The sequence below is a fragment of the Nocardia sp. BMG51109 genome (genome assembly GCF_000526215.1).
Lineage (GTDB): Bacteria > Actinomycetota > Actinomycetes > Mycobacteriales > Mycobacteriaceae > Nocardia.
Window position 1 is genome coordinate 7,177,451 of sequence record NZ_JAFQ01000004.1, and the last position, 26,891, is coordinate 7,204,341.

At 70.0% G+C, this 26,891-nt stretch carries 24 protein-coding genes and 1 pseudogene; 9 read left to right on the plus strand and 16 right to left on the minus strand.

The annotated features are described in order from the left end of the window. The first annotated feature begins 77 nt into the window (after positions 1-77). Positions 78-818, plus strand: coding sequence for an SDR family NAD(P)-dependent oxidoreductase (locus tag D892_RS0133805; protein WP_024805489.1), 741 nt, complete (start codon positions 78-80; stop codon positions 816-818). Between the two features lie 4 nt (positions 819-822). Here the strand turns inward: D892_RS0133805 and D892_RS44170 are convergent, their stop codons facing one another. From D892_RS44170 to D892_RS49855, 3 genes are all read right to left on the minus strand, one after another. After that, positions 823-1,473 (minus strand): TetR/AcrR family transcriptional regulator, encoded by a 651-nt coding sequence (locus D892_RS44170; RefSeq protein ID WP_024805490.1) that lies wholly within the window; start codon positions 1,471-1,473, stop codon positions 823-825. A 261-nt stretch (positions 1,474-1,734) separates the two neighbouring features. Further along, positions 1,735-3,063, minus strand: a complete 1,329-nt coding sequence (locus D892_RS0133815; protein ID WP_198037055.1) for a DUF1254 domain-containing protein — start codon at positions 3,061-3,063, stop codon at positions 1,735-1,737. A gap of 285 nt (positions 3,064-3,348) precedes the next feature. Then, positions 3,349-3,465 carry an integrase core domain-containing protein gene (locus D892_RS49855; protein WP_369801848.1) on the minus strand — a complete coding sequence of 39 codons (117 nt, stop codon included), beginning with the start codon at positions 3,463-3,465 and terminating at the stop codon, positions 3,349-3,351. 353 nt (positions 3,466-3,818) lie between these two features. On the opposite strand from D892_RS49855, the gene D892_RS0133825 reads away from it, so the two are divergent. Then, complete coding sequence (locus D892_RS0133825) at positions 3,819-4,445, plus strand: alpha-ketoglutarate-dependent dioxygenase AlkB (RefSeq protein WP_024805493.1); 627 nt, start codon at positions 3,819-3,821, stop codon at positions 4,443-4,445. Positions 4,446-4,527: 82 nt separating this feature from the next. Beyond that, positions 4,528-5,241, plus strand: coding sequence for an HD domain-containing protein (locus D892_RS0133830; RefSeq protein ID WP_024805494.1), 714 nt, complete (start codon positions 4,528-4,530; stop codon positions 5,239-5,241). A 61-nt stretch (positions 5,242-5,302) separates the two neighbouring features. Here the strand turns inward: D892_RS0133830 and D892_RS0133835 are convergent, their stop codons facing one another. Continuing rightward, positions 5,303-5,860, minus strand: coding sequence for a DUF4334 domain-containing protein (locus D892_RS0133835; RefSeq protein ID WP_024805495.1), 558 nt, complete (start codon positions 5,858-5,860; stop codon positions 5,303-5,305). 728 nt (positions 5,861-6,588) lie between these two features. On the opposite strand from D892_RS0133835, the gene D892_RS0133840 reads away from it, so the two are divergent. Then, positions 6,589-7,728 carry a serpin family protein gene (locus D892_RS0133840; protein WP_024805496.1) on the plus strand — a complete coding sequence of 380 codons (1,140 nt, stop codon included), beginning with the start codon at positions 6,589-6,591 and terminating at the stop codon, positions 7,726-7,728. A 294-nt stretch (positions 7,729-8,022) separates the two neighbouring features. Here D892_RS0133840 and nusB read toward each other — a convergent pair whose 3' ends face one another. The 3 genes from nusB to D892_RS0133855 are packed head-to-tail and all read right to left on the minus strand — an operon-like array spanning position 8,023 to position 10,279. Then, positions 8,023-8,535 (minus strand): transcription antitermination factor NusB, encoded by a 513-nt coding sequence (gene nusB / locus D892_RS0133845; RefSeq protein ID WP_024805497.1) that lies wholly within the window; start codon positions 8,533-8,535, stop codon positions 8,023-8,025. Between the two features lie 10 nt (positions 8,536-8,545). After that, positions 8,546-9,109, minus strand: coding sequence for an elongation factor P (efp, locus tag D892_RS0133850; protein ID WP_024805498.1), 564 nt, complete (start codon positions 9,107-9,109; stop codon positions 8,546-8,548). Positions 9,110-9,157: 48 nt separating this feature from the next. After that, entirely contained in the window at positions 9,158-10,279 is a 1,122-nt protein-coding gene (locus D892_RS0133855) for a Xaa-Pro peptidase family protein (RefSeq protein ID WP_024805499.1), read from the minus strand. A gap of 207 nt (positions 10,280-10,486) precedes the next feature. On the opposite strand from D892_RS0133855, the gene D892_RS0133860 reads away from it, so the two are divergent. The 5 genes and pseudogenes from D892_RS0133860 (at position 10,487) to D892_RS0133880 (ending at position 15,600) form a co-directional block, all read left to right on the plus strand. Continuing rightward, complete coding sequence (locus D892_RS0133860) at positions 10,487-10,927, plus strand: A24 family peptidase (RefSeq protein WP_024805500.1); 441 nt, start codon at positions 10,487-10,489, stop codon at positions 10,925-10,927. Positions 10,928-11,108: 181 nt separating this feature from the next. After that, complete coding sequence (gene aroC, locus D892_RS0133865; RefSeq protein WP_036570789.1) at positions 11,109-12,314, plus strand: chorismate synthase; 1,206 nt, start codon at positions 11,109-11,111, stop codon at positions 12,312-12,314. Further along, positions 12,311-12,829: pseudogene (locus D892_RS48915) on the plus strand (shikimate kinase); the annotation flags it as partial. The gene aroC and the pseudogene D892_RS48915, both read left to right, overlap by 4 nt. A gap of 1,208 nt (positions 12,830-14,037) precedes the next feature. After that, positions 14,038-15,174: a 3-dehydroquinate synthase gene (gene aroB, locus D892_RS0133875; protein ID WP_024805503.1), complete on the plus strand. Its 1,137-nt coding sequence runs from the start codon at positions 14,038-14,040 to the stop codon at positions 15,172-15,174. A gap of 84 nt (positions 15,175-15,258) precedes the next feature. Beyond that, complete coding sequence (locus D892_RS0133880) at positions 15,259-15,600, plus strand: hypothetical protein (protein WP_024805504.1); 342 nt, start codon at positions 15,259-15,261, stop codon at positions 15,598-15,600. 78 nt (positions 15,601-15,678) lie between these two features. On the opposite strand, the gene D892_RS0133885 is transcribed toward D892_RS0133880, so the two are convergent. The 9 genes from D892_RS0133885 to D892_RS0133925 form a co-directional block, all read right to left on the minus strand. Then, positions 15,679-16,155 (minus strand): B-4DMT family transporter, encoded by a 477-nt coding sequence (locus D892_RS0133885; protein WP_024805505.1) that lies wholly within the window; start codon positions 16,153-16,155, stop codon positions 15,679-15,681. 79 nt (positions 16,156-16,234) lie between these two features. Then, complete coding sequence (locus tag D892_RS0133890; protein WP_036567666.1) at positions 16,235-17,020, minus strand: shikimate dehydrogenase; 786 nt, start codon at positions 17,018-17,020, stop codon at positions 16,235-16,237. 91 nt (positions 17,021-17,111) lie between these two features. After that, positions 17,112-18,767 (minus strand): endolytic transglycosylase MltG, encoded by a 1,656-nt coding sequence (locus tag D892_RS0133895; RefSeq protein WP_024805507.1) that lies wholly within the window; start codon positions 18,765-18,767, stop codon positions 17,112-17,114. Beyond that, positions 18,760-19,341: a Holliday junction resolvase RuvX gene (gene ruvX / locus D892_RS0133900; RefSeq protein ID WP_024805508.1), complete on the minus strand. Its 582-nt coding sequence runs from the start codon at positions 19,339-19,341 to the stop codon at positions 18,760-18,762. The genes D892_RS0133895 and ruvX overlap by 8 nt, the downstream gene beginning before the upstream one ends. Then, positions 19,341-22,007 carry an alanine--tRNA ligase gene (gene alaS / locus D892_RS0133905; RefSeq protein ID WP_024805509.1) on the minus strand — a complete coding sequence of 889 codons (2,667 nt, stop codon included), beginning with the start codon at positions 22,005-22,007 and terminating at the stop codon, positions 19,341-19,343. The genes ruvX and alaS overlap by 1 nt, the downstream gene beginning before the upstream one ends. Positions 22,008-22,098: 91 nt before the next feature. Next, positions 22,099-22,686 carry a Uma2 family endonuclease gene (locus tag D892_RS0133910; protein WP_024805510.1) on the minus strand — a complete coding sequence of 196 codons (588 nt, stop codon included), beginning with the start codon at positions 22,684-22,686 and terminating at the stop codon, positions 22,099-22,101. A 170-nt stretch (positions 22,687-22,856) separates the two neighbouring features. Then, on the minus strand, positions 22,857-24,203 hold the full coding sequence (locus D892_RS0133915; protein WP_024805511.1) for a replication-associated recombination protein A: 1,347 nt from the start codon (positions 24,201-24,203) through the stop codon (positions 22,857-22,859). A gap of 210 nt (positions 24,204-24,413) precedes the next feature. Next, positions 24,414-25,505 carry a methyltransferase gene (locus tag D892_RS0133920; protein WP_024805512.1) on the minus strand — a complete coding sequence of 364 codons (1,092 nt, stop codon included), beginning with the start codon at positions 25,503-25,505 and terminating at the stop codon, positions 24,414-24,416. A 117-nt stretch (positions 25,506-25,622) separates the two neighbouring features. Next, positions 25,623-26,792: a phosphotransferase family protein gene (locus D892_RS0133925; protein ID WP_024805513.1), complete on the minus strand. Its 1,170-nt coding sequence runs from the start codon at positions 26,790-26,792 to the stop codon at positions 25,623-25,625. Positions 26,793-26,891 lie beyond the last annotated feature (99 nt).

The window sequence follows — 26,891 nt, forward strand, 5'->3', positions numbered from 1 at the left end:
CATCGCGCGGCACCGACCGCGCCGCGGCGAGGCCGCCCGCGCGCAGACTCCCCCGAAAGCGAAGCCGTGGAGGCGAAATGACCGATCTGTCGAACAAGGTGGCACTGGTGACCGGCGCCTCGTCCGGACTGGGCGCGGCGGTGGCGCGCCTGTTCGCCCGGCGCGGCGCCTCGGTGTTCGGCGTAGCCCGCGACGAATCACGATTGTCCGAGGTGTTCGGCGAGGTACCCGGCGGGCGGTTCACCACCGCGGACATCTCCACCCCGGCCGCCTGCCGATCGGCGGTCGAGCGATGCGTCGACGCCTTCGGCCGCCTCGATGTCCTGGTCAATGTGGCAGGCCGGCACCGGATGCGCCACACCGTCGACATCACCGACGAGGACTGGGGCGGCGACCTCGCGGTGAACCTCGACGGCCCGTTCTACCTGTGCCGCGCCGCCCTGCCGCACCTGCTGCGCACCGGCGGCAATATCGTCAACGTCGCCTCCGTCGCCGGCGTCGAGGGCCAGTCCTATTCGGCGGGCTACTGCGCGGCCAAACACGGGCTGATCGGCCTGACCCGAGCCTTGGCCGTGGAGTTCACCGCGGACCGCGTGCGCGTGAACGCGGTGTGCCCCGGCGGCATGCTCACCCCGCAGGTCAGCGAGTTCTCCCTGCCCGACGGCGCCGACGTGAACCTGGTCATGCGCACCGCCTCGCCGCGCGGGATGAACGAGCCGGAGGAGGTCGCCGGCGTGATCGCGTTCCTGGCCGGCGACGACGCCTCCGCCGTGCACGGCGCGGTCTATCTCGCCGACAACGGCAAGACCGCGGGTTAGGGGTTCAACCGGCGGTGGGCGATCCGGCCGCCTCGCCGTGGACCCGAACCGGTGCGGTCAGCATCGCGGCGAGCATGACGACCAGGTCCTCCGGGAAGTCGTCCTCCGGGAAGTCCCGGGAGCCGGTCTCGGAGTGGGCCTTGCGCTCCCATTCGGCGAGCAACGCGAACATGGCGGTGCCGACCGCGGCGATCCTGCCGCGCTTGGCGGCGGCGTCGGAGGTAGGAATCGCCCGGGCGAGTTCGTTGAGCACCCGTGGCCACACCGTCCCCTGGGTGCCATCGAGATCGGTCGGGAGATACAGCGCGGCCGCCTGCAGGAAGCGCGCATAGCAGGGACTGTCGACCGTCGTCAGCGGCAACACCAGCACCCGCAGGAGAGCATCCACATCACGCCGGGCACCCCCGTCACGCCGGGCACCGTTGCCGAGCGTGGCCAGCATCTCGGCGCGCTCGCGCTCCATCGGCGCCAGGCGCCGCTCGACCACGGCGTGTATCAGTTCGTGCCGGTTGCGAAAGTGGTAGTTGACCGCGGAGTTGTTGCGCTGCCCGGCCGCTACCGCGATCTCCCGCAAGGGGACCTGCGCGCCGCGTTCGGCGATCAGCCGTTCGGCGGCGTCGAGAATATCGGCTCTCGCCCGTTCACCGCGGCTCACGGAGACTCAGCATAGAAGACCGGGCGCCGGATTCGGCATGTGCTCGGGCTGTTCCGAAGATCTGCGCAGCGTCGAGAAGCCGCCCGGACTTCGGTCGTCCGGGCGGATCAGGGTTCGAAAATCACTCGACACCGGCCACACCCGACATTCGGCTCGACGCGCTGGACGTCTGTCTTGAGTCAAGCTCTTGGCCGGGTCGGGATGGTTTTCTGGTTGTTGGCGGAGGTTCGGTGTCGAAGGTGCTTGCGGCAGCTGGGATGGTCAGCTGTTCCGGTGCACTGGGGGCGGTGTCCAGTCTCCGTTGTTGACTGCAGGTTTGGGCCAGTAGGTGCGGATGGTGAGTTCGAATTCACCACGAGGTGCGGGGAGCCAGTTGTTCTCGTATTCGGTGCCGGGTGAGTCGTGCTGTATGTGGATGGTGAGGGCACCGTCGGGAGCGAAGGTCATGGATTTGTTCTTGGTGCCCAGCGAGTAGCGGCCCAGGTCGTTCGGGGCAAAGAAGTGTTCGGGGTTGTAGAGGGTGAGGGACCAGAATCCGTCGACGGGCGGGACCTGACCGGCGGGGAATGTGATCGTGTAGTCGTTGTTGCCGTCGAGCCGTCTGCCCTGGCTATCGACTTCGAGGAAGAAGTAGCGGGTTTCCTCGGGCTGGTTGACGTACATGTTGGACTTGGCTGTGGCGGTGCGGGTGAGATAGTCGAAGCCCCAGCGGGCGACGTTGGGTGGTGAGTTCCAGCCGCCGGGTAGCACGCATCCGTTGGTGCGGAAGTTGAATAGCGGTGCGATGACCTGGGTTTCGGTCTCCTTGGCGGCTTGTTCGACCACTGCAGCGAGATCGGGGTCGGCAGCGATCGCGGCCAGCAACGCCCGCGTCATCGCGTAGCGGGATTCCTCGCCGGGCAGGGGCGCAACGTTGTCGAGGATGGCGGGCAGTTCGTCGAAGAAGGTTGCGGGATCGACCCATCGGGTCTCCCCCGAGGTGGATTCACCGGCGGGGAAGTGGGGGATATTCTGCCAGTCAACGGTTTTGGGTTCGCCGGTGTAAGTGCTCAGCGGATAGAGCACCACGTGGCTCAACGTCGATCCGATGGCGGCACGGTCGGCTTCGGTGTCGTCGAGGAACACTCGCGGACCCATTCCGAGCAGTTCGGTGGGACAGCGCAATACGTCGGTGATTCCGGCAGGTACGTCACCGTCCCAGTTCGGCCCGACGATGAGGTAGTTGCCCGGGGCGGTGCCGTATTGCTGTCCCAGATTGGAGAATTCTTCGCTGCGGGCGTCGTAGAGGGCGTAGACCCAGAACCGGTTACCGAAGTCCGGGACCTGCGCTACGACCGGATCGCGATCGACTGCGCCGTATCCGAACCCGTACACCACATCCTGGTTGGGGTGGGCCACCCATCGCTGGGAGGGGTCGATGTAGCGGCTCAGCATTGCCACGTGCCCGACCGGCGCGGCAGGTAGCACGCCACCGACCAGACCGGGTTCGGGCGCGGAGGCGAACGAGGCGCGGCGGTGGAAGGCGTTGACGATCGGCCATCCCCACACGTAGACATCGCGGGCGAGCTGTCGCGCGAACTCCTCGGTCATCACCGTGCCGGCAGGGATGACACGGACATCACTCGCGGCTCGAAGCGTCGGATTCTGGTGACTCATGGACAGACCGCCTCTCGTCGGGAAGACCGTATGAACCCGGCCGTTGACCAGCGGCGCCGAGCCGGTCGTCGCAATCTCCTCGGCGCATCCTGGCCGCGCTGGCACTGGCCGGGGCAGACGGTAGTTTCACACCCATCGGTGCCACGTCACCCCTTACGGGTGAACTTGCTGCAGCCGTCTGCCATTTCGCTGCAGCCGCTTCCACTCTCGCAGCCGCGTTCATCGAGCGGTTGTCTGACAGTCACGACCAGTGAAGGCCGTGCTGGGGGTTCGATCGCCGAGCGTTTGGTGTGGCCTGATTGTGTTGTAGATGATCCGGAAGCGGTGGACCTCCATATCCAGGGCCGTTCGGCCTCGATGACTGCCAGCTGCAAGCACGACAGTGCATCATCGCCGCGATTTTGCGATGCCCCCACGCTGGCCACTCCTCGGCGTACTTGGCGGCGATCGGCTCGAACTGCTCCACCTTCGGCGACGGCCACGGACCATGAGGCGGATCTCCGTCGCGAAGCCGAACCAACCGTCGTCGATAGGTGCGTTCGGAAACGCCGACCAGTCGAGCAAACCTCGAAACCGGCAGATCGTCTGCCGCTCTCAGGGCTTCGAGGTCAGCGAAGGGACCTGGGTCCACCAGGGCTACGACGTCCAACTTCTTGAACGTATGTTCGATAGCACGTAGATTCGAGCGCATGTCGACACCGCTGCAGGGTTCGCTGCTGGACGGCTTCGGGGCGATCGGGCTCGGGCCGCTGGAGGGAGTGCGTCGCACAGTGCTGGGCGACGGGGCCTGGGTGGACGTGCTGCCGGGGTGGCTGTCCGGCGCGGATCTGCTGTTCGAGCGGCTGGCCGAACGGGTGCCCTGGCGGGCCGACCGGCGCCGGATGTACGATCGGATGGTGGATGTCCCGCGCCTGCTGCGGTTCTACGACGAGAGCGAGACCCTGCCGGATCCGGTGCTCGGCGAGGCGCGCGAGGCGCTGAGCGGGTACTACCGCGCCGAGCTCGGTGAGCCGTTCCGCACGGCCGGGCTGTGCTACTACCGCGACGGAGGCGACAGCGTGGCCTGGCACGGCGACACGCTCGGCCGCGGCGCCACCGACGACACGATGGTGGCGATCGTCTCGGTCGGCGCGGCCCGGGCCCTGCTGCTGCGCCCGCGCGGGGGCGGCGCGAGCGTCCGCTACGGGCTCGGCCACGGCGACCTGATCGTGATGGGCGGCTCGTGCCAGCGCACCTGGGAGCATGCGGTCCCGAAGACGAGGCATCCGGTCGGGCCGCGGATCAGTATCCAGTTCCGGCCGCGCGGCGTACGGTAGCCACGCGAAGTTCAATCGCCGGCTGCCGAAATGCAAGGCACCGATAAGTGGGACCGACGTACCGTACCGATAGATTGGCTCCATGAACACAGTTGGGGCGGGAATCCTCTCGGTGATGCCGCTGCACACCATTTCCGACGTTCACGGCGAGAGTGGACTGCGGCAGCGCCTCGAGCTCGAGTCCGAGAAGCTGCCCGAGCCCGAACGGGTCGGGGCGGCCCTCGGTCTCGCCTCCGAGCTGCATCGGGACGATCGGTACGGCCGCGAACCATACGTGAATCACCTACTGCGCGTGGCCATCCGGATCGTCAGCCACTACGAGGTGCGCGATACCGAGGTGGTGATGGCCGGGCTGCTGCACGACACGGTCGAGGATCACGGCCCCGAACTCGCCGGGGCGCGAACGGGTCCGGTCACCGAGAACGCGCTGGCCGAGGTGGGCGAGCGGTTCGGGGGCCGGGTCGCGAGCCTGGTCGCCGCGGTCACCAACCCGCCGCGCGACCCGGCCGTGGACCGCCACGCGCAATACCGCGAGCATGTGACCAGCAGCCTCGCCCGCAATCCGTGGGCCCGCGTCGTGAAGATCTCCGACTTCACCGACAACGGGGTCGGGATCCTGTACGCGACCGGCCCGGCGATGCACCGGCTGGCCACCAAGTACCGTCCACTCACCGATGTCTACCGCGAGTTGGTCACCCGCGCCGACACACCGCTGGCGGCACATGTCAAGCGGCACATACTCGATCAGCTGGACCGCGCCGACGAACGGTTCGACGCCATCCTCGAACACAGCTGACCGGCGCCGGATCCACCGGCCTCGACCGCGGCGGAGGAATCCGACCTACGACCGGTCCGGCTCAGGACCGTTCGCGGCGCAGGATGAAGAAGTACGGATCGGCCATACCGCGCAGGTCCATCACGCTCAGCAGCGTCTCGTCGTCCACCAGGCGGAATACGTCGATGATCGGCAGGTGGTCGTAAATCATTGCGGCGCTGACTGTGCCGCGATACTCCAGGTTGCGCAGCCGGGCCCGCGGCGCCCGCGCGCGCAGGGCCGGACGCAGCACCGGCAGCAGCTTGCGAGCCAACCGCATGCCCGCCGCGGGGACACGGCCCGTCAGCGCCAGCGGCACCCGGCGCGGATCGACCGGGAACACGACGCCGTCCGGGCCCGCGAACAGCAGCGGCTGCACCGCCTCGGGATCGTCGAACTGCTTTCCCTGCCAACCCGATTCGATCAGGGCACCGGCCCACGGGTGCCCGGTGTCCAGCTCGTCACCGCGCCAGCGGCCGGTGGTGATCTCATCGACGCGAACCGCGGGCAGACTGTCGAACAGCTCCCACGCCTGCCGCGGCGTGCAGCCACCGTCCCGCAGCTGACGCAGTCGCGCCGTCGGCGTCTCCACACCCGCCATCTCATCCTCCTCGCCGCCGATGAGAGCAACAGACAACTGGATTCTCACAGTATCGCACCGGCAGCATCCGGGTCGCGCCGGCAGCGCTGCCGTGACCCAAGCCACGCTCGCCGCACTGGACCTCGAGTGCGGTTGAGGCACCAGGATATCCGGTGCGGGCCGCCGCCCGGTCCGCGACAACACCCCCGATCCCCCGGACTACATGAGGTCCGGGAGCGCCCCCGCCGGCCACGTACACCCACGGCGGGGGCGCACACATTTCGGAACCATCCGGCACATGCGCCCCCCGAGCAGCACGACAACCGAACCGGCCCAACGCGACACCGAACCGGCGACCGCGGCAACCCACGCACCCGTCCCTCGGCGCTTGCCCTCGGCTCGGCTCGACGACAGGGCCACGGGACGAGCGACCACATCCGCCCTGGGCGAATCGCGCAAGGCCATTCCGGCCGAGCGCCGGTGGCGCAACCGGTCAGGAACTGGGCCGCTCGCAAGACCCGGCAACCGGGCTAGCGTGACAACGGGCCTCGTCCTGCGCGACACCAGTGATCAGGTGCGACAAGTACGGCGAAATATCCGAACTGGACCGTCTCCAGGCTGCTCGCTGGGTGGCCCGTATCCGAGCCACCCGGCAGCCGACTCCGGTCGATCGAACGCGAGCGGGACGGCCGTCGGCGCGGTCGGGACGACGGCCGTCCGCGCACTGTCACGGGGCTAGGCTGGCGGGTGTGCAGACCAGTCTCCTGCCGCATGTGGCCGCCGCCAACGACCTGACTCGGCGGTGGTGCGCTGCGGCGGGCGCCGGCGATTTCGTGCTCTCGGGGTGCGGCGTATGGCCGTTGCTGGCCGTGCTCGCCGGTGCGGCGAACGAACCGGCCCGCTCGGAACTGGCTGCGGCAGTGGGGCTTCCGGCCGGGCACTCGCAGGATTCGGGTCTTCGGCTGCTGGCGGAGATCGCCGGCGCTCAGACCGTGGCCGGGGCGCTCGGTGTCTGGGTTCGTGAGGACCTCGAGCTACGCGACGAGTGGGTGCGGTCGCTGCCCGCCGGTGTCGTCGAGAAGCTCACGGGGCAGGCGGCGGTGGATACCTGGGCCGACCGGAACACCGGCGGGCTGATCGACCGCTTTCCGCTGACGTTCCGCCCCGACACGCTTGTCATCCTGGCCACCGCGATCGTCGCCCGGACCGCCTGGCTACAGCCGTTCGACGACGACGTGCTCGAACCCGAAGCCGGCCCGTGGCGTGGGCACCGCGGGCCCGGACTGTCCCGGTTCTCGCGCGAACTCGGCGATGCCGCGCTGCTGGCGGGCACGGAACCGGTGACCCGCGTGGTGGTGCGCGGAATCGGCGACCTCGATGTTCACCTGCTGCTGGGCGACGGTGCTCCCGCGGACGTTCTCGGCGCCGGACTCGGCGCTCTCGACGGCTCGGTCGGCACGAACACTCATCTCCCGATCGGCACCGAGGGCCCGGGCCTGGCGGTTCGGGAAACCCGGTCGGTGGCGGATACGCTGCGAATTCAGGTGCCGCCGTTCACGATCCGATCCCGCCACGATCTGCTCGCCCGGGCCGACCTGTTCGGGCTGCGGTCGGCGTCCGACGGCAGCCGCGATCGGTTCCCGGCGATCTCCCCCACGGCACTGTGCATCGCCGAGGCCGTTCAGGACGCGCTGGCTCGCTTCACCCGCGAGGGCTTCGAGGCCGCCGCGGTGACCGCCGTCGCCATGACCCGCGCCGGCATGCCACCGCGCCCGCGCCGGGTCACCGAGATCGCGGTGGGGTTCGACCGGCCGTTCGGCTTCCTCGCCGTCCACCGGCCGACCGGCCTGGTGATCGTCGCGGGGTGGGTCTCCGAGCCACCCCGGTAGAGCGGCTCGTCCGAAGCCGGACTCGTCCGCGCGCACCGCACCTCGAGATAGGGCCGCTCCGTTCGCCGTCGGTGGGAGACGCGGGACAGGTGGCTGCACCGACCCGGTGGCAGGGCCAGGCCGGTCGGCCGCGGGTAACTCGCCCGTCGAATCACCCTCGGTAGGGGTGCACCGGAGCGCCCGAGTATCGGTGCGGCGCTTCATCTCCGAGCGGTGCGGTGCTCGGCTCCGAACGGGCCCGCCTGCGGACCCTTCGGGCGATGTGCACGAGCTTGCGGGCACAGCCTCCTGAAGTTACGCCTCGTCGTCGGCAGGAGGGGTGGGGCGGGTGGCCGCGGCGGCGGCGCGCACCTGCGGGGCGACCAGAACCACCTGGCCCAGCACACCGTTGACGAAACTCGGCGAATCGTCGGTGGACAGCTCCTTCGCGAGTTCCACCGCCTCGTCGACGGCCACCACCGGCGGCACGTCGGCGGCGTGCAACAGCTCCCACACCGCCACCCGGAGGATGGCGCGGTCCACGGCCGGGAGCCGCGACAGCGTCCAGTCCTGCAGGTAGGACTCGATGGTGCCGTCCACCCGGTCGAGGTCGTCGGCGACGCCCTCGACCAGTACGCGGGTATACGGGTTCACCGGTGCCACCTGCTCATCGCCGGTGGAGAGCTGCTCGCGCTCGTCGAGCAGTTCCGCCGGGTCGATGTCGCGGGCCTCGGCTTCGAACAGCAGGTCCACCGCGCGTCGGCGGGCCTTGTGCCGCGCGCCCAGTTTCTTGTGCGAGGGCTTCCTGCCCCCGGGCTGATCGGCCACGGTCACCAGGTTAGGCGTTCACTCGGCCGAGGTAACCGCCGTCGCGGGTATCGATCTTCAGCTTGTCGCCTTCGTTGATGAACAGCGGCACCTGCACCTCGGCACCGGTCTCCACGGTGGCCGGCTTGGTGCCCGCGCTGGACCGGTCGCCCTGCAGGCCCGGCTCGGTGTGGGTGACCTGGAGCTCGACGGTGACCGGCAGCTCCACGTACAGCACCTCGCCGTCGTGCATGGCCACCTGGACGGGCATGTTCTCCAGCAGGAACCGCGCGCTGGTGCCGAGGATCTGCGGGCCGATCTGGATCTGGTCGAAGGTGTCGCCGTCCATGAAGATGAAATCCGACCCGTCGTTGTACAGGTAGGTCATGTCGCGGCGGTCGACGTTGGCGACCTCCACCTTCACGCCGGCGTTCCAGGTCTTGTCGACCACCTTGCCGGAGACGACGTTCTTCAGCTTCGTCCGCACGAACGCCGGCCCCTTGCCCGGCTTGACATGCTGAAACTCGACGATCTGCTGCAGGTTGCCGTCGATTTTCAGCACGAGGCCGTTCTTGAAGTCGCTGGTGTCCGCCACTGTCCTCGGATCTCCTTGTTTGGTTCGAACGCAGTCGGCTGATCGTGGTCAGTCGACCACGATCAGGTCTTTGGTGGTCAGGGTGAGCAACTCGGGATCCCCCTCGCGAACCACGAGCGTATCCTCGATCCGGACACCGCCGCGGCCGGGGAAGTACACACCTGGCTCGACGGTCACCGTCATGCCAGGCAGCAGTGTACCCGTGCCGGTTTTGGCGATTCCGGGTGCTTCGTGGATCTGCAGGCCGACACCGTGCCCGAGCCCGTGCACGAACCGGTCGCCGTGGCCGGCCGCCTCGATCACCCCGCGGGCGGCGACATCCACCTCCGCGCATCCCGCGCCCGGTTTCAGCGCCTCCCGTCCGGCCCGCTGCGCGCCGCGGACCAGGTCGTAGATCTCGCGCTGCCAGTCGTCGGGCTCGCCGAGCACCAGGGTGCGGGTCATATCCGAGTGATAGCCGTCGACCAGGGCGCCGAAGTCGAACTTCACGAAATCGCCGGCCGCCAGCACCGCGTCGGTCGGCCGATGGTGCGGCACCGCCGAATTCGGGCCGGCGGCGACGATCGTCTCGAAGGCCACGCCGGCGGCGCCGTGCTCGGACATCAGCCATTCCAGCTCGCGCGCCACCTGTCTCTCGGTACGGCCCGGCCGGATGGCTCCGCGATCGAGCAGGCTCGCCAGCGCCGCGTCGGCGGCCGCGCACGCCGCCCGCAACCGGTCGACCTCGTAGTCGTCCTTCACCGTGCGTAGCTGCTCGACCAGGCCGCGGGTGGACACCAGCTCCAGCCCGGTGCCCTGGTCGACCAGGCTGTGGTACTGATCGACCGTCATGACGTGGCTTTCGAAGCCGACCCGGCCGGTCTGCCACTCCCCCGCCAGCTCGATGATCCGCCGCGCGCAGGCGCGGGCGATCTCCGCCCGCAGGTCGGGCACCTGCTCGCCGACCTGCGTGGCGTAGCGGCCGTCGGTGCAGACCACGGTGCGATCCTCGGCGCCGTCCCAGGAGTAGACCAGCAACGCCGCATTGGATCCGGTGAACCCCGTCAGGTACCGGATGTTGACCAGATCGGTCACCAGCAGGGCGTCGACCCCGTTCTCCACCAACAGGTTCCGCAGCGCGGCACGGCGGGCCGCATGGTCGGGGCGTCGCACGCCGTGATCAGCAGACATGATTTCCACGCTACCGCTGTCCGGCCGCACGTCCGCCCGTGGCTCCCGCTCTCGCTCACCGGCGGCGACAGCATGGGACCTGCACGGACACCCGCCGCACCGGCGTGACGACCCACTGCCTGTCCACATACTCGACGTTGTCCACAGGCCGATTCCGACCTGCGATCGAGCGTCCCGCGCGCCCCGGCCCCGGGCGACGATGGCCCCGTGACAATCATCGCGTTCGCAATCCTCGCGGCCTGGTGCGCCGCGCTCAGCGCCGTCGACCTGCGCGAACGGCGCCTGCCGAACCCGCTCACGGGAATCGGCGCCCTGGGCGTCCTCGGCTACGCGCTGACTACCGGCCGGCTGACCGCGGCCGTGACGGGCGCACTGCTGCTGGCGGTGCCGTACCTGATCATTCACCTCGTCACGCCCGCGGCCTGCGGAGCCGGTGACGTGAAGCTGGCCGTGGGTCTGGGCGCCGCCTCGGCGTGCGCCGGAGGCCGGACATGGGTCTGCGCCGCGCTGGCGGCGCCACTGCTGACCGCGCTCGCGGGCGCATTCCTGTTCGCCCGGCGCCGCATTCGCGCCTCGCCCCGCAACCACGCGGTGCCGCACGGCCCGTCGATGTGCGTGGCAACCTTGCTCGCACTGTTACTCGCATAAAGTGCCGCTGGTCGAGAACCGCTCCCCCGCACCGGGCCGTCACTTCCGCTCTGCGCCTGGCGAATCCGGCCGGAAAACAGGGACGTGCCGCGCCCCGGCGAGCGGCGGGATCCGCGCGGACCGGGCGCTCACGGCGGACCGGATGTCCGGGTGGCGGTGCTGACGTGGAAAGATGGAGGTCGTGTTGCGCTGGATTACCGCAGGTGAGTCTCATGGTCCCGCCCTCGTCTCGATCCTCGAGGGGATGGTGGCCGGGGTCGAGGTGACCTCTGCCGATGTCGCCGCACAGCTGGCGCGCCGCCGCCTCGGCTACGGGCGCGGTGCGCGGATGAAGTTCGAGGCCGACAAGGTCACCGTGATCGGCGGCGTGCGGCACGGCCGCACCATGGGCGGTCCGGTCGCGATCGAGATCGCGAACTCGGAATGGCCCAAGTGGACGCAGGTCATGGCCGCCGACCCGGTCGACGAGGCCGAACTCGCGGAACTCGCGCGCAATGCCCCGCTGACCCGGCCGCGGCCCGGTCACGCCGACTACTCGGGGATGCTGAAGTACGGCTTCGACGATGCCCGCCCCGTGCTCGAACGTGCCAGTGCCCGCGAGACCGCGGCGCGCGTCGCCGCCGGCACCGTGGCGCGCCATTTCCTGCGGCAGGCGCTCGGCGCCGAGGTCGTCTCGCACGTGGTATCGATCGGAACCGCCCGCGCCACAGCGGGTCTGGTACCGACGGGTGCCGACCTGGCCGCCGTCGACGAGAGCCCGGTCCGCGCCTTCGACAAGGAGGCGGAGGCGGCGATGATCGCCGAGATCGAGGCCGCGAAGAAGGACGGCGACACCCTCGGCGGCGTCGTCGAGGTCGTGGTGGCGGGCCTGCCGGTGGGCCTGGGCTCGTTCATCAGCGGCGAGAATCGCCTGGACGCACGGCTCGCCGCCGCGCTCATGGGCGTGCAGGCCATCAAGGGCGTCGAGGTCGGCGACGGATTCGAGACCGCGCGCCGGCGCGGCAGCCAGGCGCACGACGAGATGCGGCCCGGCCCGGACGGCGTGCTGCGGTCCACCAACCGCGCGGGCGGCCTGGAGGGCGGCATGACCAACGGTGAGCCGCTGCGGGTGCGCGCGGCCATGAAGCCGATCTCGACGGTGCCGCGCGCGCTGTCCACCGTGGACATGTCCACCGGCGACGAGGCCGTCGCCATCCACCAGCGTTCGGACGTGTGCGCGGTCCCGGCGGCCGGCGTGGTCGCCGAGGCGATGGTGGCGCTGGTCGTCGCGCAGGCGGCGCTGGAGAAGTTCGGCGGCGATTCGCTGCCCGAGACGGTCGACAACATCACCAGCTACCTGAAGCGGATCGCCGCGCGCCCGCACCTGCCGGGATCCGTCGGGTCATGATCGTGCAGACCGACCCGCGCCGGCCGTGCGTGGTGCTGGTCGGGCCGCCCGGAGCCGGGAAGTCGACGATCGGCCGGAGGCTGGCACGCGAACTGGGCGTCGACCTGTACGACACCGACGCGGGGATCGAGGAGGAGAGCGGGCGCACCATCCCCGAGATCTTCGCCGTCGACGGCGAGCCGGAGTTCCGCCGCATCGAGGAGCGGGTGGTGCGCCGCGCGGTGCTCCAGCACAAGGGCGTGGTGTCGCTCGGCGGTGGCGCGGTGCTGTCGGCGGCCACCCGGGAACTCCTGCGCGAGCGCACCGTGGTCTACCTGGAAATCAGTATCGCCGAGGGACTTCGGCGCACCGGCGCGAACAGCAACCGGCCGCTGCTGGCCGGTGACGATCCCGGTGCCAAGTACCGCAGGCTGATGCGCGAACGCCGTCCCCTGTACCGCGAGGTGGCCAGCGTCCGGGTGCGCACCGATGGCCGCAGCCCTGGCCGGGTGGTCCGAGCCATCCTCGCGAAGCTGGGTGTGGAGCCCGTCGAACCGCCGGCGCCGCCCGACGACGGCGAAGGCGTCGCCCGGCGCTCCCGGTCGCGTCGCCGACGGCGCCGGGGCCGGTCCAAGGCGACCGCCGACACCGCCACGGCCGAATCGGGTCTCGCGGCGGCTCCGCCCGATCGCGACCGGCGGCCGTCCGGCGAAACCTCGCAGGACACCGCGACGACATCGAACACCGTTGTGGCGGAAGAGGATCCGGCAATCGCAGAGAGCCCTCCGGCCAAGCGCCGCTCTCGGCGTTCCCGCCGCGGCGGTCGGCGGCGCCCGCGAGCAGCAACCGCCCCGGGGGAGGACACCACAGCCACCGGCGGCGCGACCGCCACCACCGAAACGGACGACCGGACCACTGAGTTCGTACGGTCGGGCATCGCCCCGAACGACGATCCGGACGGCCCGTCGCTCGCGAAGGAAACCGCATCGGACTCGCCCGCGGCTGCCCGCCGCAACGGCAACACCCGACGCAGGCGCGCCGGCACCCGAGGCCCGGGAACCGCCCGCACGAATAACTATTCCGTTGCCGCGCAGCCTATTTCGGACCGGACGCGCGATCCCGGCCGGACCGGCGAACAGAACGCCGGCACGCCCGCCGACGGGTCACGGGCTTCGGAACCGTCCAGGGCACGCGCCCCGGAGCGGCGCCGACGCACGGCCAGCCGCCCCGCCGGACCGCCGACGGCCGACCTTGCCGGCACACCGGGCCCCGCACCCGCCTCGAGTGCACCGCCTCCTCCCGGCGAGGCTCCGCAGAATTCACCATCGCAACCGACTCGATCGAACACCACCGGCGAGCCCTCGGCGACGAGCGACCACAACTCACCGCAGCCGCGCACCGACAACCGTGATGATCTATCGAAAATCGCTGCTGAACAACACGTTCCAGAGCAGGGAACGCAATCGGAGCCGACGCGATCGACGGAACGACGGCCCGATCCGGTTCGCCACCGATCCGGGACCGGCACCCCGCCCGGCTCCGAGCCGAATACCGTCCGACACCCTGCCGTCGCCGATACCGGACGCCCGATAGAACCGGCCCGTAGAAATCCACCGGAGCACCCGGCCGACGGCTCATCCGCGAATGACTCGAAACACCCGGCCGGACAATCGGTTTCATCCCCCGAACCGGATCGACGGCCGGACGGTCCCGCACCCACACGAGCAGAATCGGAGCAGCAAACATGACCGAGCCGACCCGCATCGAGGTCCGCACCGCCGATCCGTATCCGGTCGTCATCGGGCGCGGGCTGCTGGGCGATCTGGTCGAGCAGGTGGCCCGGCCCGGTGTGCGCACCGTCGCCATCTTCCATCAACCGCCGCTGGCCGAGACCGCGGAGGCGGTGCGCAAGGCACTGACCGACGCCGATCCGGGCAGCTCCGGCGACCCGATCGACGCGCACCGCATCGAGATTCCCGATGCCGAGGCCGGTAAGGACCTGCCGGTGGCCGGATTCTGCTGGGAGGTGCTCGGCCGCATCGGCCTGACCCGGCGCGACGTCGTGATCAGCCTCGGCGGCGGCGCCGCGACCGACCTGTCGGGTTTCGTGGCCGCCACCTGGATGCGCGGGGTGAAGATCGTGCACGTGCCGACCACCCTGCTGGCGATGGTCGACGCGGCCGTCGGCGGCAAGACCGGCATCAACACCGAGGCCGGCAAGAATCTGGTCGGCAGCTTCCACGAACCCGCCGCGGTGCTGGTGGACCTGGCGACGCTGGAAACGGTGCCGCACAACGAGATCGTGGCGGGCATGGCCGAGATCATCAAGGCCGGTTTCATCGCCGACCCGGTGATCCTGGACCTCGTCGAGCGTGATCCGCAGGCCGCGCTCGACCCGACCGGCGATGTGCTGCCGGAACTGGTGCGCCGCGCGATCCAGGTCAAGGCCGATGTGGTGGCGGCCGACCTGAAGGAGTCGAGCCTGCGCGAGATCCTCAACTACGGCCACACCCTCGGCCACGCCATCGAACGACGCGAGCGCTACCGCTGGCGGCACGGCGCCGCGGTCTCGGTGGGCCTGGTGTTCGCCGCGGAGCTGGGACGGCTGGCCGGACGGCTGGACGACGCCACCGCCGACCGTCACCGCAGCATTCTGGCCGCTCTCGGCCTGCCCACCAGCTACGACGCCGACGCCCTGCCGCAACTGCTCGAATCCATGCAGACCGATAAGAAGACCCGCTCCGGCGTACTGCGCTTCGTGGTCCTGGACGGCCTGGCCAAGCCGGGCCGGCTCGAGGGGCCGGATCCGAGCCTGCTCGCCGCCGCCTATGCCGCCGTGGCCCGGGACGAGAAGACGAACGACGGCGCCGTTCTGCTCTAGGCGGACGGCCACCGGTTGCCCGGGCAATCTCCTGTCGGTAATGCTTGGCGTACCGAATCCCCCTCGGCCGCACCAGGAGTCGCCATGCCGGTCGTGCTCGCCCGTATCCTCGCCGTCCCGGTCAGCGTGTGGCTGCCGGCCACGCTCGATGCCGGGTACCGGGCGGACAATATCTTCGCGCTGCCGGATGCCGCGTTCTCGCCGGTGCCGCCGGTCGCGGCGGTGGCGCCGACCCGGCTCGCGGCACCGGCCCTGACCGCCGGGTTCTTCTTCGGCTCCGGCGTGATCACGGTCGCGCCGCCGACCGGGTTCGCCCGCGACGAATTCGCCCAGGGCGTCCTCGATCTCGTCGTAGCCGCCGGCTATCTCGGGGCGGCCGCCCTGCTGGTGGCGCGCGGACCGATGCGGTCGGCGAGCACCGCCTGAGCCCTGGCGGCAAGCACTCCCCGGGTTCCTGCCGGCAAATACTGCCCGGAACCCTGGCGGCGAGGCGCTGCCAGGGCGCTAGAGCGCCGAGGCGGCCGCCGTCGGCGGCGGTGCGGGCTGGGCCTTCTTCGACTCGCGGCCGACCAGGAACCGGCCCAGGGCGACACCGACCATCGCCGGCACGAAGAGCAGCAGGATGATGAACGAGGCGCCGGCGGTGAGCTCGAAGAGCAGGCCGTTGTCGCCCAGTTCGAACTTGGGCACGAAATCCACCAGCCACGCGGCCAGCCCGGCGCCCAGGCCACCGACGACGGCGGCCTTCAGCCAGATCATCGTGAGATCGGCGCCGCCGCGCTCGGGATCGGGATTGGCGCGGCGGTCGCCGCGGCCGTCGAGCAGCCCCCATGCGGCCACGGCCCCGATCAGCACGATCAGGCACAGGATCCGCATCCATGCGCCCTGTGTCGGCCAGTAGACCATCCCGAAGCCCAGCAGGATCCGGAGGCCGACGGTCAGCGCCCCGAGAACGGTGGCACGCAACACCCACGCAGTCATATCGATCACCTTAGCTTGTACACCGTAACCGCCGAATTGGAACCGGTTACACACACCGAACCGGCTGGTGACGCCCCGATCAGCCCTCCAGCGCCGCCGCCATGGCCGCGCGCGGGGCGGGCCGCCCGGTGAACTGTTCCACCTGCCCGTAGGCCTGGTTCAGCAGCATCTGGAGGCCGCCGATCACCGTATGCCCGGCCCGCAGCACCGCCTCCGCCAACGGCGTCGGCCACGGGTTGTAGATCGCGTCCAGGACCACCGGCGTCACCGCGACCGCGTCCGCCACGAGAGCGGCGCCGTCGGCGGGCACCGTGCTCACCGCGACATCGGCCTCCGCACACGCGTCCCGCACGGCGGTGGCGTCGAAGCCGGCGAAACGCGGCGACAGGCGCAGACGGTCGGCCAGTTCCAGGGCGCCGCTCGCGCGACCGGGATCGCGCGCGACCACGGTCACCTCCCGGACGCCCAGGTCGGCCAGCCCCAGCAGGGCCGGCCGCGCCGTTCCCCCGGCGCCCACGACGACCGCGCGCGCGGCCTTCTCGACACCGGCGCCCCGCAGCGCCCCCCGCACACCGTCGACATCGGTGCAGTCCGCGCGCCAGCCGTCCGCGGTGTGCACCAGCGTGTTCGCCGAACCGGCCAGCACGGCCCGCTCGGTGCGCTCGGCCGCGTACTCCAGCGCCGCGACCTTGCCGGGCATCGTGACCGACAACCCGACCCATTCCTGGCCCAGGCCGTCGACCAGTCCGGGCAGTTGTTCGGCCGTGCAGTCGATGCGCTCGTAACTCCAGTCCAGCCCGAGCGCCCGGTAGGCGGCCAGATGCAGTTGCGGTGAGCGCGAATGCGAGACCGGACTACCGAGCACCGCTGCCCGACAGGGCTTATTGCCTACAGCCCGACAGGGCTTATTGTCTACAGCCCGGCAGGGCTTTTCGTTTACAGCCCCGCGGGCGGGCCTACCGTCCACTGTCGAGGATTCCGCTCTGACGAGCATGCTCTATATTGCGCAGATGTTCGCTGTAGCTTTCGGTGAACATCGTCGTGCCCTCCTTGTCGACGGTCACGAAGTACAGCCAGGAACCCGGCGCCGGAGTTTCCATGGCGCGCAGGGCCTCCATGGACGGCGACGAGATCGGGGTCGCGGGCAGCCCCGACATGGCGTAGGTGTTCCACGGCGTCGGATTGGCACGGTCGGAGTCGGTGGTGGCGACCTCGGTCTTGTCGAGGGTGTAGTTGACCGTCGAATCCAGCTGCAGCGGCTTGTCGGCGGCCAGCCGGTTCACGATCACCCGCGCCACCTTCGCCATGTCGTTCGGCAGCGCCTCGCGCTCCACCAGCGAGGCCGCGACCAACGTCTGGTACGGATTCAGACCTCCGGTGGCCGCACCCGATTGCAGCAGACCGGTCGACTCGTAGCCCTTCGTACTCTGGCCGACCAGCTGGGCCAGGATCTGCTCCGGCGTGCCGCTCGGATCGAAATCCCAAGTGCCGGCGGCGATCAGGCCCTCGAGCTGACGGCTGCGGTCGGGCACCTGACGTACGGCGTCCATGGCCCACGCCGGCACACCCAGCGCCGCCAGGTCGGGGCTCGCGCCGGCCGCTTCGAGTTGCTCGTAGGTGAGACATTTCCGGGCGGTTCCGGTCCCCAGGCAGCTGGCCTCGGCGACCTTGCGATAGATGCCGTCGTTGCGGGCGCCGGTGTTCACGTCGGTCGAATCGTGCAGGCGCTTGCCCTCCGAGATCACCACGTTGCCGACCCGGGCGTCCTTGCCCATCAGGGCCGTCACCGCCTCGGCGCCCTTGCTGTGCGTGGGCAGAGAGTAGTAGCCGGGCTGGACTCCGTTCATCTTCGAATTGCGGATCGCCGCCTCGTAGAACGCGCCCGTGCTGGCGACGACGCCCTTGTCGAACATGGTCTGGGCGATCTGCTCGGCGGTGTCGCCGTCCTTCACCCGGACCACGACCGGCTCTCCGGGCGGCCCGGCGTAATCCTCCGGGCCGCCGAACTTTCCGACCAGCTTGTAGCCGGCATAGCCGCCGGCCGCCACGAACAGCACGACGAAGATGCCGCCGAGTACCAGCAGATTTCGGCGGCGGCGCTTGCGTTCGGCCGCCTTCCGCGAGGCGACCCGCGAGCGCCGGCTTCGCCCCGACTGGCCGCGCCCGGACGAGCCGCGCGCCGACTGGCTGCGCGCGGACTGACCGCGCGCCGATCGACCGCGCGCCCCCTCGCCGCGCGCCGACTGCCTGCGGGCCGCCGGCTGCTCCCGGGTCGTCTGGCCGCGGTCGGACTGGTCCCGCGCCGACCGTTCACGCGCGGCCTGTCCGCGCGGCTGGCCCCGAGCGGCCCGGTTCCGGGCGGGCTGGCCGCGTCGCTGCGGAGGCGGGGGCGGGGGCGGTACCAGGTCGGCGTTCTCGTCGGTGTACCGCGGGATCACGGTGGTGTCGTCGTCGTAGTCGTCCCAGTCGTCGACCGGCTCGGGGCGACGGGCGCCGCGACCGCCCATCGCCCGGTTGTCGGCACCGCCCCACCCGCGGTCGGGACGCCGGTATCGCCGCTCCTCGGCGCTCTGCCGAAGGCGTTCCTCGGCGCGCGCCCAGCGGTCATTCATCCGACCACCCTGCCGCCTGCTCCCGGGCCGACCTCAACACCGCACTCCGTTCGTCCAACCATCCCTGCAGGATCGATACGGCCGCCGCCTGATCGATCATCCGTCGCTGGCCACGTGCACGAACTCCGCTGTCGCGCAATGCACGTGCAGCTGACACCGTAGTCAAACGTTCGTCGGAAAGTCGTATCGGCACTCCGGGAATCACCGATCGCAAACGACGGGCGAAGGCGATCGCCAGTTCGGCGGACGCACCGTTCTCCCCGCGCAGCGTGCGAGGGAGGCCGACGATCACCTCGACGGCCTCGTACTCCCGCACAATGTCGGCAATCCGGGCGAGATCGGCCTCCTCACCCTTCCCGCCCGCACGCTTGCCTCGCGCCGAACCCGCTCGCTGCACCGTCTCGACCGGAGTCGCCAGGATGCCGTCGGGATCGCACGCCGCGACGCCGATCCGCACGGTTCCGACGTCGACCGCGACCCGGCGGCCGCGCCCCGGATCCGTCGCGATGTTCGGCTGTTCGGCCGTCGTTCCCGCCGGTGCGGGTCCGGCCTCGTCATCGGAGGAGATGTCCATCAGGCGGCGAGCTCGGCCACCCGCGCCCGCGCCGACGCCAGTCCGGCAGCGATTCCCGACGGATCCGACCCGGCGCCCTGCGCCATCTCCGGCTTGCCGCCGCCGCGCCCGGCGATGCTCGGGCCGAAGCTGCCGACCAGGTCGCCGGCCTTGAATCCGGCTTCCTGCGCCGGCTTGTTCACCGCCACCACGAACGGCACCTTGCCCTCGGCGTTGCCGAGCAGCACCACCACGGCCGGTTCGCTGCCCAGGCGGCCGCGGATATCGCCGGCCAGGGTACGCAGATCGCCGGCGCCGACGCCCTCCGGCGCCGCCTCGGCCACCAGTAACACTCTCCCGACGCGCTCGGCCCGTTCGGCGAAGGTACCGGCCTGCGCCAGCACGGCCTGAATCTTGGTGCGCTCCAGCTCCTTCTCGGCGACCTTGAGCCGCTCGACCAGCTGCTCGACCCGGGCGGGCACCTCCTCGCTGGGCACCTTCAGCGAGGACGCCACGCCGGCCAGCAGCGCACGCTCCTTGGCCAGGTACTGATAGGAATCCAGGCCGACGAACGCCTCGACGCGGCGCACGCCGGAACCGACCGACGACTCGCCGAGCACGGTGATCGGGCCGATCTGCGAGGAGTGCTCGACGTGCGTACCGCCGCACAGCTCCATCGAGAACGGGCCGCCGATCTCCACGACCCGCACCTCGTCGCCGTAGTTCTCGCCGAACAGCGCCAGCGCGCCCATCTTCCGGGCCTTGGGCAGATCGGTCACGAAGGTGTTGACGGGATGGTCGGCGCCGACCGCGTCGTTGGACACGGCCTCGATGTCGGCCTTCTGCTGCTCCGACAACTGGCCCTGCCAGTTGAAGTCGAACCGCAGATAGCCGGGCTTGTTGAGCGATCCGGCCTGCACGGCGTTCGGGCCGAGTACCTGCCGCAGCGCGGCGTGCACCATGTGCGTGCCGGAGTGGCCCTGGGTGGCGCCGCGCCGCCACGCCGGATCGACCTGGGCCAGCACGGTATCGCCCTCGGTGACCTGCCCCTGCTCGACGGTGGTCTTGTGCACCCACAGTTTCTTGGCGATCTTCTGCACGTCGTGCACGCGCAGCTTCAGCCCCGAGGCGGTGATCGTGCCGCGATCGGCGATCTGGCCGCCGGCCTCGGCGTAGAGCGGGCTGCGGTCCAGGATCACCTCGATGTCCTGTCCGGCGGTCGCGGCCGGGATCCGGACGCCGTCGGAGATCAGGGCCAGCACCGTGGCCTCGGTCGCCAGCTCGTCGAAGCCGGTGAACTCGGTGGCGCCGCGGTCGACCAGCTCCTTGTAGATGGACAGGTCGGTATGCGCGTGCTTGCGGGCGGCCGCATCCTCCTTGGCGCGGCGGCGCTGCTCGGCCATCAGCGTGCGGAAGCCCGGCTCGTCGACCTCGAGACCGGCCTCGGCGGCCATCTCCAGGGTCAGGTCGATCGGGAATCCGTAGGTGTCGTGCAGCGTGAAGGCGTCCGAACCGGCGATCTTCCGGCCGCCGTGCGACTTCACCTCGGCGACGGTCTCGTCGAACAGCTTGGAGCCCGTGCTCAGCGTCTTGAGGAACGCGGTCTCCTCGCCGACCGCGACATTCTCGATGCGCGCGAAGTCGGTGGCCAGTTCGGGGTACGACGGCGCCATCAGGTCGCTGACGGTCTTCATGAACTCGCCCATGACCGGCCGCTCCGCGCCCAGCAGGCGCGCCGAGCGCACGATCCGGCGCAGCAGGCGGCGCAGCACGTAGCCGCGGCCGTCGTTGCCGGGGTTCACGCCGTCGGAGATCAGCATGGCCGCGCTGCGGGCGTGGTCGGCGATCACCCGGAAGCGCACATCGTCGGCATGCTCGACGGCGTACTTCTTCCCGGTCAGGTCCTCGGCCTTGGTGATGATCGGGCGCAGCAGGTCGGTCTCGTAGACGTTGTCGACGCCCTGCAGCAGCATCGCCACCCGCTCGACGCCCATGCCGGTGTCGATGTTCTTCTTCGGCAGCGTGCCGACCGGCGGATGGCCCTCCTTCGGGCTCAGCTCGCCGCGGATGTCCTGCATGAAAACGAGATTCCAGATCTCGAGGTAGCGGTTCTCGTCGGCGGCCGGGCCGCCGTCCACGCCGTATTCGGGGCCGCGGTCGAAGTAGATCTCCGAGCACGGACCGCCCGGACCGGGCACGCCCATATCCCAGTAGTTGTCCTTGCCGTCGCGAAACTGGATGCGCTCCTGGGGAATTCCCGCGACGCGGTGCCACAGCTCGGCGGCCTCCGGGTCCGACTCGTAGGCGGTCACCCAGATCCGCTCCGGGTCGAAACCGAAACCGCCCTCGTCCTGGGACTTGGTGATCAGCTCCCAGGCGAAGCCGATGGCCCCCTCCTTGAAGTAGTCGCCGAACGAGAAATTGCCCGCCATCTGGAAGAACGTGTTGTGCCGGGTGGTGACGCCGACCTCGTCGATATCGCCCGTGCGCACGCACTTCTGCACGCTGGTCGCGCGGGGGAACGGCGGCGCCTCCTGACCCAGGAAGTACGGCTTGAACTGGACCATGCCTGCGTTGACGAACAGCAGGTTGGGGTCCGGCAGGATCAGCGAGGCACTCGGGACCTCGGTATGCCCGGCACGGACGAAATGCTCCAGGAAGCGCCGTCGAATCTCGTGGGTCTGCACAACCATTCAGCCTACCGGGAACCGTCCAGCGGGTTTACGTCGGTGGGCGGGGTCGCGGCGAACCCCGATCGCGCCGCCGGCCGTGGCCGGATCAGCGGACCAGTCCCTGCAGCGGCTCGGTATCGAGCGTGATCCCGACCGGCTTCGGGACGTCGAACGACTTGCCGAACGGATGCCGGACCGACTTGGTGTAGACCCCGTTTTCCGGCTCGCTGTACGCGAGCAGTTCACAGATCTCACGATCGATCAACAAGTAGACCGGAATTTCGGCCTCGGCATATGCCCGTGGCTTCTCGACGCGGTCACGTCGATCGGTATCGGAGTCGAACGAAGTTACCTCGACAACCATGAGTACCGGACCGGGATCCTTCCATTCCCCGGCTCCCACGAATGCACCCTTCGGTGCAATCACCGCGTCCGTTCGGGCCCGGCCGCTGCGATAGGCATCGACCTTCAATCCGATCTCCGGATAGGGGAAGAGGTCTCGGCGCTGAACGATGACTTGCTCCAACAACCACCGATAGATCTCGTCATGGTCCCCGTCCGGCATCGGCTTCGCCCCCAACTTCCCGTTGATGAATTCGAGCCTGATCCCCTCCCCTGCGCGGGGCGCCAGTTCGGCGAGTTCCTCGAATTTCTCGACAAGCATCTGTGGCCGATCCGTCACCATGGCGGTCATCGATCCTCCGTTCTGCGACCGGTCCGGGATCCACCTACGGGGTCACGGTATATCGAGTCCGGCTGCTACCAGTCATTCTCGCTTACTTCGCACCCCGACTCGCCGGGCGACGCGCTGGAAGCCGACCGATCGAGCCGTTCGGAGGACCGGCTGGTCCCGACGAGGCCGGCTCACCCGTCGCGCACGATGCGGCGCAGTTTGGTCACTCGGGGACCGACCTCGCGCTCGTAGCCGTGGTCGGTGGGGTGGTAGTAGTCCGTGCCGACCAGTTCGTCGGGCGGGTACTGCTGGGGCAGGACACCGTCGGGGTGGTCGTGCGGGTACCGGTAGCCCTGGGCATTGCCGAGTGTCGCGGCGCCCGCGTAGTGGCCGTCGCGGAGGTGAGGCGGGACGGCGCCGGCTTTTCCCGCGCCGATATCCGACAGGGCCGCGCCGATGGACGCGGCGACCGCGCCGGACTTCGGGGCGGTGGCGACGTGGATGGTGGCGTGCGCCAGGGCCAGTTGCGCCTCGGGCATCCCCACCATCTGCACCACCTGCGCGGCGGCGACCGCGGTCTGCAGGGCCGTCGGATCCGCCATGCCGACGTCCTCGCTGGACTGGATCATCAAGCGGCGGGCGATGAATCGCGGGTCCTCCCCCGCACTGATCATCCGTGCCAGATAGTGCAGGGCCGCGTCGACGTCGGAGCCGCGCAGCGACTTGATGAACGCGCTGATCACGTCGTAGTGCTGATCGCCGGCGCGGTCGTAGCGGACCGCGGCCTTGTCGACGCTCGCCTCCACCAGGCCGACGTCCACCGTGCCGTCGGACGAGGACTCCGCCGACGCCTCGAGCGCCGTCAGCGAGCGCCGGGCGTCACCGCCCGCGATCCGGACGATGTGATCCAGCGCCGCATCCGTCACGCCGTATCGGCCGCCCAGACCGCGCGGGTCCTCGATCGCCCGGCGCAGCACGTCGCGAATGTCGTTGTCGGACAACGACTGCAGCTGCAGCACCAGCGAGCGCGACAGCAGCGGCGACACCACCGAGAACGACGGGTTCTCCGTCGTCGCGCCGACCAGCAGCACCACCCGGTTCTCCACCGCCGCCAGCAGCGCGTCCTGCTGGGTCTTGGAGAACCGGTGCACCTCGTCGATGAACAGCACCGTCTGCTCGCCCGCCAGCAGCCGCCGCCGCGCGAGGTCGATGACCGCGCGCACCTCCTTGACGCCGGCCGACAATGCCGACAGCGCCTCGAACCGCCGCCCGGTGGCCTGCGAGATCAGCGAGGCGAGGGTGGTCTTGCCGGTCCCCGGCGGGCCGTACAGCAGCACCGACGCCGCCCCGGACCCCTCGACCAACCGCCGCAGCGGCGACCCCGGACCCAGCAGATGCCGCTGCCCCACCACCTCGTCGAGGCTCGCCGGACGCATCCGCACCGCCAGCGGCACATGCTCGCCGGAACCGCGAAAATCGACCGGGGGCGCTGCCCCCACGGGCTCCGCCGACGGCGTGTCGAACAGGCCCTCGGTCACCGTGCGGACCTCTCGGCGCTCGGTGCCGGATGCAGCGCGCGCCGCGAGATCACCACCGGAAATATCGCCGACTCCCTCGAAAGCTCACTCACAGGTCAACCGTACCCACCGGGTCCGACAGGTCCCGAGCCGCCGAACGGCACCGCGCCTGCTCCCGCGCCCCGGCGGGCATCGGCACGAGCGAGCCCACCACGGCGCCCGGCGCGCGACTCACACGGGACGGGCCTCCAGGATGTCCTCGAGCGCCACCGTCTCCACCCGGCGCACCAGTTCGAACCCGTTGGCGGACAGGAAATCCCGGTACCCCTGCTCGGTTCGCTCGTGGCCGCCGACGTTGACCAGCATCTCGAGGTCGAGGAGCCGGCCGAAGTTGCGCCGGTTGTCCTCCGGCAGCACCAATTCGATCAGCAGCAGGCGCGCCGAATCAGACATGGCGTCGTGTACGGCCGACAGGATCCGGCCCGCCTGCTCGTCGGACCAGTCGTGGATGATGTGTTTCAGCAGGTAGGCGTTCCCGCCCTCGGGCACGGTGCCGAAGAACGAGCCGGGCGTCACCGTACAGCGATCGGCCAGCCCCAGCGCCGCCATCCGATCCGGCACCGACTCGACCACCTCCGGGAGGTCGAACAGCACTCCCCGGGCCTGCGGCGCACGCCGGAGTATCTCGCTCAACAGCAGACCGTGGCCGCCGCCGACGTCGACGATCGTGCCGAACCGGGAAAAGTCGTAGGCCCCGAGGATCGGTTCCACGGACATCTCCGAGAAACTCGACATGGCCCTGTCGAACAGCTCCCCGTATTCGCGGTCCTTCGCGGCGTAGTCGAAGAAGGGCATCCCGAATGCCTGCTCCGCGGCCGCCTCGCCGGTCCGGACCGCCGCCGGCAGCGACGACCAGGCATGCCGGTGCCGATGGTCACCGAACAGGCGCAGGCCGTCCCGCAGCGACACCTCGGCGTCGCCGCGCAGCGGCTGCGCCAGCGGGGTGAGCGAGTAGGTGCCGTGGCGCAGGGCGAAGATGCCCTCGCCGATCAGCGGGCTCAGCAATCGCTCCAGCGCGTCCGGCCGGGCGCCGACCCGCGCCGCCAGTTCCTCGCGCGTCAGCGGACGCTCGACCAGCGCATCGGCGATCCCCAGTTCGGCGGCCGCGCAGAGGGTTTGGGCGAGAAATCCGCCCACCAGGATATCGAGCAGCGCCACCGGCGGCGGAGCCGTGCGGCGATGGACGCTCATCAGGGCGCTGCGGAAACGCTCGATCGTCCGCAGGACGGGCAGCGGGGGCATCGTGGGTCGACTGGGCACCATGGGCGGGCTCTTTCTGTGCGAACGAACCGGATCCCCGGCCGGATCGATGACCCGGCACCCCGATCCAGTGTGCACCGTCCGGCGCCGAGGCAGGGCCGATCGGCGAAGGAAACCCGCCTACTCCTCCCAGAACTCCTCGAGCGTGGCCGAGACGTGTTCGGCGAAATCGCCCAGGGCGTCGTCGCCGGTGCAGCGGGCGTCCTCGGCCAGTGCCGCCCAGCGGTTGATGAGCGCGGCCGAACGCGGAACGGACAGGCCGTGTTCGCGGGCGGCGGCGATGCGGGCGTGGTCGGCCGGCAGGAACCAGTAGGTGGTCAGCCACACCCAGATGAGGCGGGCCTCCAGGATGCGCTCGGCGAGCAGCTCGTCGTCGGCGAGGGCCGGCCACACGCCGACCACCTCGGAGCGCCACGCCTCCACCATCTGCCGCGCCCGCTCGCGCGACAGCTCGACATCGCACAGGCAGCCGGGGAACGACACCAGCGCGTACGCGATGTCGAGCGTGGCGTCCCGGAAACCGCCCCACTCGTAGTCGAGGAAGCGGGCGCCCTGTTCGTTCAGGATGACGTTGTCGGGGCACAGGTCGGACGGGCTGAACGCGCGGAACCGCCCCGCGGAGAACAGCCGGTTGCCCCGCACGATGCGCTCGGCGATCTCACCGGGCACCGTGATGCCCAGCTCGCGCTCCAGCAACCCGGGCACCTCGCCGATGGCCGACTCCGCCTGCTCGGCGATGCCGTCGACCCGGTGCGGCACGTCCACCCGGCGCAGCAGCGCCACGAAATCGGGTTCGCGGCCGACCGTGGCCGCGTGCATGCGGCCCAGGGCCTGGGCGAAGGCCATCAGCGCGTTGCGGGTCGCCGGTTCGGCGCCGGACTGCAGCACGGTGGTCAGCGACATGTTCTCGCCGAGATCACTGAGAATCAGCAGCCGCTCGGGCAGGCTGTGTGCCAGCAGGTAGGCGCCGGGACGATGTTCGCTGCTCAGCGCAGTGGTGAACTGGTAGGACACCGCCTCGCGCAGGAAGGCCGAGTCGATGCTGCCCACTCCGGGGGCCAGCCCGCCGATTCGTGGATCCTGCGCGGCGCCGCGAACCTGCTTGACGATCAGGGTCCGGGGCAGCGAGAACGCGTTCTCCGCAACACGCACACGCAGTACCGTCGTCCTACCACTGCCGCTGAGCTCGATCGGATCGCTCAGCTTTACCGGAGCACCCATTCGCTTTGTGAGCAACTGTTGTGCCGCGGACACGACTTCGGCGGCGCGTTCGGCCAATAGTGCGGTCATCGGATCCCAAGTTACTCGCATCGGGTCACTTTCAGCGAGCGGTTCGGCAACCTTTCGCGCGTCGCTCGGCGTGTCATTGTGAAGCATTCGCTACCGGTG

Coding starts and splice junctions, on each gene's coding strand:
- D892_RS0133805 (WP_024805489.1), top strand. CDS start 78: ATGACCGATCTGTCGAACAAGGTGGCACTGGTGACCGGCGCCTCGTCC.
- D892_RS0133815 (WP_198037055.1), bottom strand. CDS start 3,063: ATGACCGAGGAGTTCGCGCGACAGCTCGCCCGCGATGTCTACGTGTGG.
- D892_RS49855 (WP_369801848.1), bottom strand. CDS start 3,465: ATGGAGGTCCACCGCTTCCGGATCATCTACAACACAATCAGGCCACAC.
- D892_RS0133825 (WP_024805493.1), top strand. CDS start 3,819: ATGTCGACACCGCTGCAGGGTTCGCTGCTGGACGGCTTCGGGGCGATC.
- D892_RS0133830 (WP_024805494.1), top strand. CDS start 4,528: ATGAACACAGTTGGGGCGGGAATCCTCTCGGTGATGCCGCTGCACACC.
- D892_RS0133835 (WP_024805495.1), bottom strand. CDS start 5,860: ATGGCGGGTGTGGAGACGCCGACGGCGCGACTGCGTCAGCTGCGGGAC.
- D892_RS0133855 (WP_024805499.1), bottom strand. CDS start 10,279: ATGTCTGCTGATCACGGCGTGCGACGCCCCGACCATGCGGCCCGCCGT.
- aroB (WP_024805503.1), top strand. CDS start 14,038: ATGACCGAGCCGACCCGCATCGAGGTCCGCACCGCCGATCCGTATCCG.
- D892_RS0133880 (WP_024805504.1), top strand. CDS start 15,259: ATGCCGGTCGTGCTCGCCCGTATCCTCGCCGTCCCGGTCAGCGTGTGG.
- D892_RS0133885 (WP_024805505.1), bottom strand. CDS start 16,155: ATGACTGCGTGGGTGTTGCGTGCCACCGTTCTCGGGGCGCTGACCGTC.
- D892_RS0133895 (WP_024805507.1), bottom strand. CDS start 18,767: ATGAATGACCGCTGGGCGCGCGCCGAGGAACGCCTTCGGCAGAGCGCC.
- ruvX (WP_024805508.1), bottom strand. CDS start 19,341: ATGGACATCTCCTCCGATGACGAGGCCGGACCCGCACCGGCGGGAACG.
- D892_RS0133910 (WP_024805510.1), bottom strand. CDS start 22,686: ATGACCGCCATGGTGACGGATCGGCCACAGATGCTTGTCGAGAAATTC.
- D892_RS0133920 (WP_024805512.1), bottom strand. CDS start 25,505: ATGGTGCCCAGTCGACCCACGATGCCCCCGCTGCCCGTCCTGCGGACG.
- D892_RS0133925 (WP_024805513.1), bottom strand. CDS start 26,792: ATGACCGCACTATTGGCCGAACGCGCCGCCGAAGTCGTGTCCGCGGCA.